Here is a 217-nt window from a genome sequence, read left to right on the forward strand (position 1 = left end):
GTTTACTTCGAGCATCTCCGATCCGTCCATAATATTGCGGTTGAACACATAGGCTATTACCGGTTCCACGCCGGATGAACAGCCGCCGATTATGGAAAGCGTTCCTGTGGGCGCGATGGTCGTTATGGTTCGGTTTCGCTGCGGCTTGTCCTGCGGCAGTATAGTCTGTTTGAAGAGCGGGAAAGCGCCACGCGACTGGGCAAGCTCCTGGCTGGCC

1 protein-coding gene is annotated in these 217 nt (G+C 56.2%); it reads right to left on the reverse strand.

Going from position 1 to position 217, the window contains the following annotated elements:
* On the reverse strand, positions 1–217 hold a 217-nt coding region (locus NE619_RS18695), incomplete at both ends, for a hypothetical protein (protein ID WP_256133948.1).

This window comes from Anaerovorax odorimutans (assembly GCF_024459955.1).
Lineage (GTDB): Bacteria > Bacillota > Clostridia > Peptostreptococcales > Anaerovoracaceae > Hominibacterium > Hominibacterium odorimutans_A.